The organism is Mycolicibacterium chengduense (assembly GCF_033741155.1).
In the GTDB taxonomy this organism is placed as follows: domain Bacteria; phylum Actinomycetota; class Actinomycetes; order Mycobacteriales; family Mycobacteriaceae; genus Mycobacterium.
Genome location: NZ_JAWQNH010000021.1, coordinates 1 through 226 on the forward strand (window position 1 = coordinate 1; position 226 = coordinate 226).

The window sequence follows — 226 nt, forward strand, 5'->3', positions numbered from 1 at the left end:
GTCAGTTGTTCGGGTTCAGCAGTGCCAGCATGTTGGTGCCCGAGGCGTTGATGGCGGTGGGGTCGGTGGCGCTGGTGTATGGGGCGGTGCGCCGGATCGCGGGGCCGTGGGCGGGGTTGTTGGCCGGTGCCGGGTTGGCGTTGACGCCGGTGGCGGTGTTGATGTTCCGGTTCAACAATCCGGATGCGGCGATGGTGCTGTTGATGACCGCGGCGGCCTATTGCGC

The 226-nt window shown here is 67.3% G+C and carries 1 protein-coding gene; it reads left to right on the forward strand.

All coding sequences use genetic code 11. From position 1 onward, the window contains the following. Positions 1 to 226: glycosyltransferase family 39 protein (locus tag SBI67_RS29070; protein WP_318983909.1), on the forward strand; the 226-nt coding region annotated here is incomplete at both ends.